The sequence below is a fragment of the Butyrivibrio sp. XPD2006 genome, assembly GCF_000420865.1.
Taxonomy (GTDB): domain Bacteria; phylum Bacillota; class Clostridia; order Lachnospirales; family Lachnospiraceae; genus Butyrivibrio.
The window spans coordinates 36,668-48,755 of record NZ_ATVT01000010.1 but is presented as its reverse complement, the minus strand read 5'-3'; the positions used below and the strand labels follow the sequence as shown (position 1 = coordinate 48,755).

Annotated in this window: 9 protein-coding genes; 2 read left to right on the top strand and 7 right to left on the bottom strand. The window is 43.4% G+C overall.

Going from position 1 to position 12,088, the window contains the following annotated elements:
* Nucleotides 1–615, bottom strand: coding sequence for a DUF1653 domain-containing protein (locus G590_RS0111935; RefSeq protein ID WP_022765900.1), 615 nt, complete (start codon nt 613–615; stop codon nt 1–3).
* Between the two features lie 73 nt (nt 616–688).
* Nucleotides 689–1,714 (bottom strand): DNA polymerase III subunit delta, encoded by a 1,026-nt coding sequence (gene holA, locus G590_RS0111930; RefSeq protein WP_022765899.1) that lies wholly within the window; start codon nt 1,712–1,714, stop codon nt 689–691.
* 97 nt (nt 1,715–1,811) lie between these two features.
* Here holA and G590_RS0111925 point away from each other — a divergent pair, with 97 nt between their 5' ends.
* Nucleotides 1,812–2,501: an anaerobic ribonucleoside-triphosphate reductase activating protein gene (locus G590_RS0111925; RefSeq protein WP_022765898.1), complete on the top strand. Its 690-nt coding sequence runs from the start codon at nt 1,812–1,814 to the stop codon at nt 2,499–2,501.
* 164 nt (nt 2,502–2,665) lie between these two features.
* Nucleotides 2,666–5,074: a ribonucleoside triphosphate reductase gene (locus G590_RS0111920; RefSeq protein WP_022765897.1), complete on the top strand. Its 2,409-nt coding sequence runs from the start codon at nt 2,666–2,668 to the stop codon at nt 5,072–5,074.
* 69 nt (nt 5,075–5,143) lie between these two features.
* On the opposite strand, the gene surE is transcribed toward G590_RS0111920, so the two are convergent.
* The 5 genes from surE to G590_RS0111895 form a co-directional block, all read right to left on the bottom strand.
* Complete coding sequence (surE, locus tag G590_RS0111915) at nt 5,144–5,866, bottom strand: 5'/3'-nucleotidase SurE (protein WP_022765896.1); 723 nt, start codon at nt 5,864–5,866, stop codon at nt 5,144–5,146.
* Nucleotides 5,867–5,898: 32 nt separating this feature from the next.
* Nucleotides 5,899–7,287, bottom strand: a complete 1,389-nt coding sequence (locus G590_RS0111910) for a sodium-dependent transporter (RefSeq protein ID WP_051142150.1) — start codon at nt 7,285–7,287, stop codon at nt 5,899–5,901.
* Nucleotides 7,288–7,349: 62 nt separating this feature from the next.
* Nucleotides 7,350–9,611 carry a DNA internalization-related competence protein ComEC/Rec2 gene (locus G590_RS0111905; RefSeq protein ID WP_081641075.1) on the bottom strand — a complete coding sequence of 754 codons (2,262 nt, stop codon included), beginning with the start codon at nt 9,609–9,611 and terminating at the stop codon, nt 7,350–7,352.
* Between the two features lie 28 nt (nt 9,612–9,639).
* Nucleotides 9,640–10,575 (bottom strand): GerMN domain-containing protein, encoded by a 936-nt coding sequence (locus tag G590_RS0111900; RefSeq protein ID WP_196802493.1) that lies wholly within the window; start codon nt 10,573–10,575, stop codon nt 9,640–9,642.
* A gap of 13 nt (nt 10,576–10,588) precedes the next feature.
* Complete coding sequence (locus G590_RS0111895; RefSeq protein WP_022765892.1) at nt 10,589–12,088, bottom strand: sensor histidine kinase; 1,500 nt, start codon at nt 12,086–12,088, stop codon at nt 10,589–10,591.

Below are 12,088 nucleotides of genomic sequence, written 5' to 3'. Positions count from 1 at the left end.
TCAACTCCTTAATCTGGTACTTTCAAATTTCTCCATCGTGGTGAGGCAGGTACGAAGATCGTTGTATCTGTCATAAACATCACCTTCATTAACAACAACGCCCACAGACATGGCCATGATATCAATCATATCATTTGTTATTATTGGACGCAGCTTGGATAAAATATCGTTTTTCTCAGATGCAAGATCCGCATCCATAAACTGTATCACAAGAGGATCAAGATTGAGTTCCTGGGCCTCTTCATCCACGCTCTTTTCCATTATCACAGACTTCTCGGTGGGCTTAAAGTTAAACAAAGGCTTTTTCTCAGGTTCCGGTGAAACCTGTGCCTCCTTGGCAGGCTCCTCAGCAGGCTGTGCCTCCTTGACAGGCTCTGACGAAGGAGGTGTCACCTTCTCGAACCTCATCTTCTGCTTAACATCCGGATACTTGGCTCTGTCGACTTCTGACATGAACATATCAAGAGGTCTGACATAAACCTTATAATCTCCGTACAATGCCTGATACACTACCATCTCTTCTCTGGTCTCAGAATGGATTGCAACGGTAAGTACCTGATACATATTGCCCTTAAAATGTCTGTAGATTTCCTGTGGTCTTGGTCTGTCTGCCATAAACACCCCTTTTGTGGCCATAGCCACACGTTTATATAGTATAATTCAACCTTTTAATATTTTCAAATCTCTTTTAACCGGCACTTCTCTTGGATGTGGAGCCTATAATGACCATCTCTACACTGATGATATAGTCAAGCTTGCCGGTCTTGACCGCCTCGTCATTGGATGCGCAAAGTTCAAGTGCGTTTCTCAGCTGTTCATATGTGTAGTTTCTCGCCCAGCTCTGATATTTGCCAACGAGGAACGGTGCAAGCTTCAATGCTGATGCGATCTGGCTCTTGTCCCTGCGGTTGTCCGTCATCTCTTTTACCTGGAGCATAAGATTGAACTGCCTTGTAATAAGAGAAAGTATCTTGGCCGGCGGCTCCTTGAGCGCAAGCAGGTCGTAGTAGAGCTCCATGGCCCTCTTCTGATCCTGAGCCGATATGGCATCCGTCATGGCAAAAATCCTGCTGGTCAGGTAGTTGGCGCATACGCTCTCAATATCAGCTTCTGTTATCTCATTTCTGTCTATGCAATAGCAAACCAGCTTTTCAATTTCAGTTGCTATGTTTGACATGTCAGTTCCCACGCGGTCTATAAGAACCGCCTGAGCTCTGGGTGAAATGTTTTTCCCCTCTGATGCCACTCTTGATCTAATCCATTTCATAAGAGTGTCATCACTCTGAATATCGCACTCTATCTCAAATCCAAGCTTAGATACTGCCTTATAAAGATCTTTTCTCTTGTCGACTTCCTTCTCCACAAAGATAAACAGCGTAGTGTCGGAAGGATCCTTGAGATAATCGGCAAGCTCCGGGCATCCGCTCTTGAAAAACCCGCTGTCCTGGACCAGAATGATCCTCTTGTCAGCCAAAAACGGCATGGTCTGAGCCATATCTATGATCTGCCCCGGAATATTGCCCTCTCCCTCATATCTGTTAAAGTTCATGGAAGATTCATTGCATCCGAGAGCTTTCAAAAGCTTGTCCCTGTTCTGAAGCCTCAGATATGACTCTTCACCATAGATAAGATAGCAGGGCTTAAAATTTCCGCTTGCGATGTCTTCATTAAGTTGTTTTTGCTTAGCCGGAAAATCCGTGGTCTTAACTGCCATTTAAAAACACCTCGTTTTCTATGTTATCATAGATAGCCTTTTTTTGATATACTAGATGAGCGCATTACTTTCTTTTAAGAATATGAGGAGACACAATATGTTGATACATGGCCTTCAGAAAATGACATTACTTGATTATCCGCAGCACATTGCCTGCACCGTGTTTTTTGGCGGCTGTGACTTCAGATGTCCCTACTGTCACAACTTTGAACTCGTCGATGGCACCATGGCACCGATTATGGATGATGAAGAGTTCTTTGCCTTTCTTAATAAAAGACAGGGTCTTCTGGATGGTGTCGCCATCACAGGTGGCGAACCTCTTCTGAATAAAAACCTTCCTGACTTCATCAGAAGAATTCGTGACCTTGGTTTTGCTGTTAAGCTTGATACCAATGGCAATCACCCCAAGGCTCTTAAGGCTCTTTTGGACGAGAATCTTATTGATTATGTCGCTATGGATGTCAAAAACTCTCTTCCGAGATATGGTGAGACCATAGGAATTAAGGATTTTGACACCTCAGGTATCGAGGAAAGTATCCGGATCATCATGGGCAGTGATATAAGCTATGAGTTCAGAACAACCGTGGTAAAAGAGCTGCATGACGAATCTTCGTTCGAAGTTATCGGAAAAATGATCAGTGGTGCTAAGAGATATTATCTACAAGCATTTGTGGAAAGAGATACTGTTCCGGATAAAAATCTTTCATCTCCGGATCCAAAAGATATGGAGAAATATCTCGAAACAGTTAAGAAATACGTTCCTGATGCGGAGTTGCGTGGAATGTGATTTTTCAGTACAACCACAATATATTGTGTTTATGATATTTCGTTTATCAATATATTGACATTTGCATTATGCTGTGATATCCTTGTTTTATCGAAAGTGCCAAGGCAATTGGCACTTTTAATTTCAGAAAATCTTATGGTTAGTTATGTGTAAGGGGGATTCTTATGTATCAGGTTGTTAAAAGAGACGGAACAGTTGCGGATTTTAATATATCCAAGATTTCTGCTGCGATAACCAAGGCCTTCGTAGCTCTTGAAAAAGATTATCACTCAAGTGTGATCGACCTTATTTCATTAAGAGTTGCTTCAGACTTTGAGAGCAAGGTCAAGGACGGCAAGATCACTGTGGAGGAGATCCAGGACAGCGTTGAGAAAGTCCTTTCAGAGGCAGGCTATGCCGATGTTTCCAAGGCATATATCCTCTATCGTAAGCAGCGTGAAAAGGTTCGTAACGTCAACTCTGCCCTCCTTAACTATAAAGACCTCGTTGATGATTACCTCAAGATCAACGACTGGCGTGTTAAAGAGAATTCAACAGTTACATATTCGGTAGGAGGACTTATCCTCTCTAATTCAGGTGCCATCACAGCCAACTACTGGCTTTCAGAAGTTTATGATGAAGAGATTGCCAATGCTCACAGAAGTGCTGCAATCCACATTCATGACCTCTCTATGCTTACAGGTTACTGCGCTGGCTGGAGCCTTAAACAGCTCATACAGGAAGGTCTCGGCGGAGTTCCCGGCAAGATAACATCTTCACCTGCAAGTCACCTCTCTACCCTCTGCAACCAGATGGTTAACTTCCTTGGAATCATGCAGAATGAATGGGCAGGCGCTCAGGCATTCTCATCATTTGATACATATCTTGCGCCATTCGTAAGAGTAGACAACCTCTCTCAGAAAGAGGTAAAACAGTGCATCCAGTCTTTCGTATACGGTGTTAATACACCTTCACGTTGGGGAACACAGGCTCCATTCTCAAACATCACACTTGACTGGACTGTTCCGGGCGATCTTAAGAACCTCAACTGTATCGTAGGCGGCAAAGAGCTCGACTTCACATACGGCGATTGTCAGAAGGAAATGGATATGGTCAACAAGGCCTTCATCGAGATCATGATCGAGGGCGATGCCAACGGACGTGGATTCCAGTATCCTATACCTACATATTCAATAACACGTGATTTTGATTGGAGCGAGACAGAGAACAACAAGCTCCTGTTCGAAATGACAGCCAAGTATGGCACACCATACTTCTCAAACTACATCAACTCAGACATGGAGCCTTCAGATGTTCGTTCCATGTGCTGCAGACTTCGTCTCGATCTCAGAGAGCTCCGCAAGAAATCCGGCGGATTCTTCGGTTCAGGTGAATCAACAGGTTCTATCGGTGTTGTTACCATCGATATGCCTCGTATTGCTTATCTTTCAAAAGACGCTGATGAGTTCTACAAGAGACTTGATCACCTTATGGATATTGCAGCGCGAAGCCTCCACACCAAGAGACAGGTTATTACCAAGCTCCTTGATCAGGGTCTTTACCCTTATACCAAGAGATATCTGGGATCCTTCTCAAACCACTTCTCAACCATCGGCCTTATCGGTATGAATGAAGCCGGTCTTAATGCAAAGTGGATCCAGGCAGATATGACAGACAAGAGAACTCAGGAATTCTCCAAGGATGTCCTCAACCACATGAGAAATCGCCTTGGTGAGTATCAGGTAATGTATGACGGAGAGCTCTTTAATTTAGAGGCTACTCCGGCAGAGTCAACAACTTACCGCTTTGCTAAGCATGACAAAGAGCTTTATCCTGACATCATCACAGCTAACATGAACGGAACTCCTTACTACACCAACTCATCTCACCTTCCTGTTGGTTACACTGAGGATATCTTCTCCGCTCTTGATATTCAGGATGAACTTCAGACACTTTATACATCAGGAACAGTATTCCATGCATTCCTCGGCGAGAAGCTTCCCGACTGGAAGGCAGCCGCAAGCCTCGTCAGAAAGATTGCCGAGAACTACAAGCTTCCATACTACACAATGTCACCTACATATTCAGTATGTAAGGAGCATGGCTACCTTGCCGGTGAGCAGGCAGTATGTCCTCACTGCGGAGCCAAGACAGAAGTTTACAGCCGTATCACAGGCTACTACCGTCCTGTTGCCAACTGGAACGACGGTAAAGCTCAGGAATACAAGGATCGTAAAGTTTACAACATCGGCAATTCCAAGCTTACACATGTTGGTCCCAAGCAGGCCAGCTTCGTAGAAGCAGCTGTCAAAAAGTCCAACACAGAGTCAGGAAACAGCGTTATAAATGTTGATGAGCAGACAATCATGCTATTCAAGACACAGACCTGCCCTAACTGCAAAATAGCAGGCTCTCTTCTTGATAAAGCAGGAATCAAGTACAGCACACTTGACGCCAGTGAGCATCCCGATCTGGTAAAACAGTTCGGTATCATGCAAGCTCCTACTCTTGTAGTTAAGTCAGGAGACGATTTCCAGAAGGTTCTCGGTGTTTCAGATATTAAGAGCTGGATTACTGACAGCCAGGTATCATAAAAAATTAAGCATAAATAATGGGACAGGCTAACAGCCTGTCCCGTTTTTATTGGTATATTCAAGTTTTTATCAGCACAGATTCTTGACTACGCCTACAGATACGTAGTTATCGAGTACAGCTCCGTAGTCTGTATCATCTTCATGTACAGGGCTGTAGATGCCGTCCACCATAAGGCTCACGCCACCGTTTTCAAGGTCAGCCGTCTTTTTGTATCTGTCTGTGTAGAACGGAGTTCTTGAAACAGTTCTGTCTCTTAGAACTCCCTTGCACTCTGAAAGCTTGCATCCGGGGAAGTTTATACTGTCAACATATCCCGGCACATATTCTCTCTTTAGCATTTCTTCCATCAGCTCTTTTAAATAATAATCTGTCACCTCATGGATTCCGTTGTTGGACTCAGAGAAAGCTATAGAATGATATCCCTGGAACTCACCCTCAAAGGCAGCTCCAAGTGTGGCTGAGTACTGTATGTCTGAAGAAACATTGTATCCATAGTTAATTCCGGACATTACTACATCAGGTTTCTCAGGCATCAGATAAAGGCTTCCTACTCTCACGCAGTCACTGGGTGTTCCCGAACAGGTATAGGCTTTGACGCCCTCTATTCCAAAGTCATATGGATAGCAATCCACGCTGTGCCTCAGTGTCAGCGAATGTGAAGCAGCACTTCTCTCACTCTCAGGAGCAACCACTGTAACCTCTCCAAACGAAAGAGCACACTCTACCAGTCTCCTAAGGCCGTCGGATTTTATTCCGTCATCGTTGGTTATCAGAATTTGTCTTTTCCCCAAAACATTCTCCTCGCATTCATAATTATCTGTTGTTACATGGATATGATACCAAGTACGTTAAGGATCGCGCTGACAAGAATTATCAGTACAAACAGAGGGCACAAAAACTTTATCATAAATGAAAAGATGTGCTTTCTCTGGAATGGATGTCCATCCTGTTCTACCTCCATGGTAAGCTTCTCCATGCCCATATATCTTGTGATAAGAAGACACGTTGCAAGCGCTGCTATTGGCATCATTACTGAGTTGGTAATAAAATCAAAGAAATCCAGAAACTGCATTCCGATAATGGTCACACCTGAAAGAGGACCGTTACCAAGAGATGAAAGGCTTCCGAGAAGTATCATCACAAAGGCCATTATAAGAGTTCCGTTTCTCCTGCTCCATCCAAATTCATCAGAGAAGGTGGAAACAGCACTCTCTGTCAGAGCTATCGCACTTGTAAGCGCTGCAAATAATACCAGTGCAAAGAACAAGAAGCCGATGATCCTTCCAAATCCCATGCTGGCAAAAATCTTGGGCATGGTGATAAACATCAGAGAAGGTCCCGCCTTAAGCATGCTCTGATCCCCGTTATAGAATGAGAAAACCGCAGGAATTATCATAAGGCTCGCAAGAATAGCAATGGCTGTATCAAAGAACTCCACCTGTCTAGTGGACTCGTCGATGCTGACTTCCTTCTTAACATAGGATCCAAAAGTAATCAGGATTCCCATGGCAATAGAGAGTGAGTAAAACATCTGTCCCATGGCTGTTACCAGCGTCATTATTGAAAAGTTCTGAACATTGGGAATAAAGAGGAACTTAACTCCCTCTATAGCGCCCGGCCTTGTTACCGAATACACGCAGATGATCAGCGCCAGTACCACAAGTACAGGCATCATGAGCTTTGACACACGCTCTATTCCGTTCTCAACCCCCATGAAAATAACGCCCAGAACAAGAACCGCAAATACTATGAACCAAAACTCAGACTTTGAACCGTCCGAAATAAAATCCACAAAGAAGCTATCCGATGCAACGGTAACAGCATCACTTCTTATGTATTCAAACAGGTATTTGCATACCCAGCCACCTATTACTGAATAGTAAGGCACGATCAGGATTGGAATGATTGCATTAATCCATCCGCCCACAGACATAAACTTACTGTTACTAAGAGTGTTAAATGCACCAACAGGGCTCTTTTTGGTGTTTCTACCTATAGCTGTCTCAGCCACGATCATAGTGTAGCCAAAAGTCAGAGCCAGTATAATATATACAAATAAAAAGATTCCTCCGCCATACTTGGCACACAAATACGGGAATCTCCATATATTTCCAAGTCCTACCGATGCTCCGGCAGCCGAAAGTACAAAGCCGATCTTTCCGGAAAAAGACCCGCGATTATCATTCTTCAAAACATTTTCCTCCGATATCATTTTTCGCACAGTGTTTAGTATATCACAAAATGCAAATCTGTTCCTATCCAAGGGTCACTGTGTTACTTGATGACTACTTTTCCATTATTTACAGTGATAGAAATCGCACCGATTTCGTCTGTTCGAAAGACTTGTACATTTGCATCTCTTAACCTCTGTAATAGTTCCTGATGCGGATGGCCGTATGAATTATCCCTTCCGCAGCTGATAACTGCAATCTTAGGACTAACCAGCGAAAGGAATTCCTCATCGGTGGTGTAACGGGATCCATGGTGAGCCACCTTCAGCAGTGACAGATCAGCGTATTTTGCGGGCGAACTTCTTATCACACTCTTAAGATAATCCTGTCCCTCGCCCTCAACATCTCCGGTGAAAAGAGCTGTGAACGGTCTGTTAGCACCACGCTTTCCCGCTGCCTTGTATTCCATAAAAAGAACCGTAGAATATGCATTAGCTCCTTCCGAAGTCATACCCAGTGCAGGATTAAGACAGGTAAAAGAAATCTTCCCAAGGTTAAATACCTCTCCCGAATTAATGTATGATACCGGGATTCCAAGATCACCGGCTCTTTGTTCAAGCTTATGATAATTATCACCTCTGGAAGCAGCCGACACTTCGGGAAGCATCAGCTGTTTTATTCTTATCCCGCCTTTTTCCATGTCATCCATAATTTCCAGAATTCCGCTGATATGGTCCTCATCTTCATGTGTTACGACCACAGCGTCAAGCTTACCGATGCCCTTGTATTTAAGGAACGGAATGATACTGTACTTTCCTACACTTTTATTGGATGTGCTTCCACCATCGATCAGGATATGGTGTCCTGTTGAGGAAATAACTATTCCATCACCCTGACCGACATCTATCATGTTGATCTCCATCTCGGGATTTATATGAAAAGTAAGGATCAGTATCGCCAGAGGGATCAGTATAAATCTCTTGTATCCGGCTCTGCCTTTAAGCCACACGAAGGCTGAAATAATTATCATATACACCAGTATCTGCCATTTCTCTGAGTGGCCCATGTACCAGGTACTGCCTCTTATAAGGCTTTCCGATGAGCAGAGAAGCCTGTAGAGAGACAATATTATGCGAACCGCCACTCCCGGTATGATCGCAATGATACTGCCAAAGCTCCCCAGTAGCATGGTTATGATCCCCAGCATCATAAGAATTCCCATGACCGGTATTACCAAAAGATTAAGAAAAAGAGAATGTAGCGGATAAGTATAGTAAAAGCCTGCGTATACAGGAAGTGTTGCCAGCAGAATACTTCCTCCACTCTTTAACCCGTCCGCTGCCTTTAGCAGTATTTCTTTTGCAAAAGACATCTCATCATCGGCAAACTTCATTTTCCTGATGGTAAGATTTTCAAAAACGCTCTCCAAATCAAGCGCCGGAAGAATTAAAGTCATTCCGGCCACCGCTCCAAAAGAAAACAAAAAGCCGCTGTTATACATATAGAGCGGCTGATCTAAAAGAAGCAGTATCTCTGCCAGGGCCAGCGCCGTAAGAACATCATAGGTTCTGCCCACAACAGGAGCCAGCAGTCTTAAGCTAAACATGCATATAGCCCTGAAGGAAGAGGTTCCCATTCCGCACATGATCCCATAAGAATACATAAATACTATAGGTATCATGGTTGTGGCTGCTTTTCCAAGGTGAAGCTTTCTGAGAAGCTCATATAATCCCATTCCGATAAGTGAGATGTGAAGACCACTGACTGCCAATATGTGCATTATCCCATTGTTCCTGTACATATCTCTTGTTTCCTCGTCCATAAAAGCTTTATCACCGAGGATCATAGCCTTCATGATGGCCGAGTCCTGCTCTGAAAGGCTTCTGTCGAGAGCACGCTCAAAAAAGCACCTGATCTCATACAGTTTCTCTCTGTACAGATTTGGCGCACCAACGGTCTTAATGACACTTGCATTTGTCAGTCTGTATGAAATTTTAAGGGTTGAATAATAAAGCCGACTGTCAAATTCTCCGGGATTGGTTGGTGCCTGAAAGGCTCTGACTTTACCTGATATTTCCACATACTGGCCAATAGCAGGTAAACCATAATCTCCCGACTCCAGATAACACTGGATCAGCTTTGAATTTTTGTTTTCCTGTTTTGTTGGAACAACATAGATTACCGGAAGAATCCGCCCCTGAAAGTCCCTTCGGAACTCTTTTGACGAAACCCTTCCGACAACGGTCACAAAACTACCGTCATCCAGAGAAGGCCCGCTTCCGATAATGTCAGATAAAAACAATTCAAGATAGATACAGACAGCCGCGCTCAGCAGAATTGCCAAAAGACATAACGGCCGCTTCAAAGAAAATACTCCTAACTATATATGTAAATTACTCCATGATATCAAGATTTCTCTCATATGGTCCTGAAATCGTAAAATCCATGAAGGTAAAGGATGCATTACCGTTTACGGAAAGCACCACTTTGTTTACTTCAGTAATCTCTACAATACTGTTTACAAGAGAATATAATGCAACCTCTGCTTTCACATCATAGGGTTCGTTTAAAAATGATGTATCAAAATCAACAAAGCAGACGCCATCTTTGACATTGACGCTGTTGATCTTGGTGTCCTTGGAAATGGTAGGAAAGCAGATATCAGTCTTAGGACCTGCTATTATCTGCTCCACAGCCAGTCTCTCCATGGAAACATTACTGTTATATACAACAGAACGGTATACCGGAATAAGCTTATCACCGGTTTCGTTCGCAAAATACAGCTTAAGCTCCACCTTCTCATAGGTGTTTATCTCATTGCCCACGTTAAAAATGAAAGTATCGGCAGACATGTTACCTATTACATTGCCATAGTGGTCAGCCAGAGGAGTTCCCTCTACCTGGAATGAAACATATTCAACCTCATTAAGCTGTGTAAAGGTCCTTACAATTGCAGCTCTGTCCAGAATCTCAACAGTTCTTCCAATATCTGCGTACTTGATATCAAAATTCAGAGTCAATATCTTGTCATTAAGGGAATATCCCAAAAGATTGACACCACCTGTCAGAGGCGCCTCATATTGAAGCCTTTCAGGCATGGTACTAAGCTGGCCGATAAGCTCACCTATAACAGCATCTGTATTTGACAAAGGGCTCACGATTTCATAATCAACTGCTACTATACCTGTCTCACTGTTATTGACATAAAAGAGTTTGAACCCATTTGGATCTGGAGCATCCTTTTGGCCGCAACCAAAGGCACAAACCATAAAGCAGAAAGCCAATACAACACATGTTATTCTGTTTTTTAAATGTAATAGTTTTCCCATATGATAATCCGATTTATTTAGCTGTAGCTGTGGCAACTCCTGCAGTAAGCGGTATTGAAACAGTGAATGTTGTTCCCTCATCCACCTTACTCTGTACATCTATGCTGCCTCTGTGCATAAGGACTGCGTTTCTGGCAATAGAAAGACCAAGTCCGGTTCCGCCGATTTCTCTCGATCTCGATTTATCTACTCTGTAGAATCTTTCATAGATATGATCAAGAGACTCCTCCGGGATTCCATATCCGGAATCCATAACCTTCACGTAGAAGTTCTGGTGGTCAGCATCAAGCTCAACTCTTACCCAGCCTTCATCCTTGTTATACTTGATCGCGTTCTCAACAAGATTCATGATAACAAGCGATATCTTAACCTCATCTATCTCAGCAACAATGGCTCTTTTGCTCTCAAGAGTAAGTTCAATGTTGTGTCTTCTTGCAATAGGTCTGAGTCTTTTTAAGATAACCTCTGTCAAACTGACGACATCTACTGAAGTGATTGTAAGCCCTGATGCTTTTTTGTCCATCTTAACAAGAGACAACAGATCGTTGATGATCTTGTCCTCTCTGTCTATCTCAGCTCCGATATCAGTCATGAATTCCCTGTACACCTCATTCGGAACATCTTCCTGTGCAAGCAGTGAATCAGCAAGAACTTTCATTGAAGTGATCGGTGTCTTGAGCTCATGGGAGACGTTAGATACAAACTCCTGTCTCGAGTCATCCAGAACCTTCATTCGCTTAAGAAGCGCATTGAATGCCTTGATGATCTGCTCAGTCTCAAGATAGTTAGGTCCTGTGATAGGCTCATCCGTATACCCGGCCTTAACATCATTGATAGCAGCTGTAATTCTGTCGAAAGGCTTAAGCAGAGTGTGAGAAACCCATGCAGCAAATGCAAGGATGACCAGAATAATAACTACCTCCAGGCTCTGGGCCCTCCTGCTAAGGATAGTCAGAGTAGTAGCTATGGTATCTGTTGAAACGCTGGTGAGCAGAACACCTCGTACCACCTCGCTGGTCTTGCCTGTTACAGATACGTCTTCCTCCTGAATGACTTCACTTTCAATGATCGGAGTTACGATTTCAATATAACCGTTGGCCTGGTCATATTTAGAAACTGTACCCTTGGATCCGGTCTTTAAGCAGTTTACAACCTCTTCCGAAATGATTGTTTTGCCCTGACTTATATTGTAAGTGTCTTTTACCACCTTGAGATCGTCATTGATAACGATAACGCGGCCATCGTAAAGATTGGCAAGCATATCCAGCTCGGCATTGATCACTTCCGAAGATGTATCAAGCAGGTAATTGGAAACAATGAGGTGATTGGCAAGAATACGCAGCTGCGTCTGCACCTCGGTTGATCTAACATTGACAGCACGATCCTCATAGCTCGTCAAAATGACAGAATGCATAACGAGGCATGAAACAAGCCCCGTTATAAATACAATTATGAAGAAACGCACTCTTAGACTCTTTAGAATATCTCTGATCTTAAACTTACTTTTATCCAT

Coding starts and splice junctions, on each gene's coding strand:
- G590_RS0111935 (WP_022765900.1), bottom strand. CDS start 615: ATGGCAGACAGACCAAGACCACAGGAAATCTACAGACATTTTAAGGGC.
- holA (WP_022765899.1), bottom strand. CDS start 1,714: ATGGCAGTTAAGACCACGGATTTTCCGGCTAAGCAAAAACAACTTAAT.
- G590_RS0111925 (WP_022765898.1), top strand. CDS start 1,812: ATGTTGATACATGGCCTTCAGAAAATGACATTACTTGATTATCCGCAG.
- G590_RS0111920 (WP_022765897.1), top strand. CDS start 2,666: ATGTATCAGGTTGTTAAAAGAGACGGAACAGTTGCGGATTTTAATATA.
- G590_RS0111910 (WP_051142150.1), bottom strand. CDS start 7,287: ATGATATCGGAGGAAAATGTTTTGAAGAATGATAATCGCGGGTCTTTT.
- G590_RS0111900 (WP_196802493.1), bottom strand. CDS start 10,575: ATGGGAAAACTATTACATTTAAAAAACAGAATAACATGTGTTGTATTG.
- G590_RS0111895 (WP_022765892.1), bottom strand. CDS start 12,088: ATGGATAAAAGTAAGTTTAAGATCAGAGATATTCTAAAGAGTCTAAGA.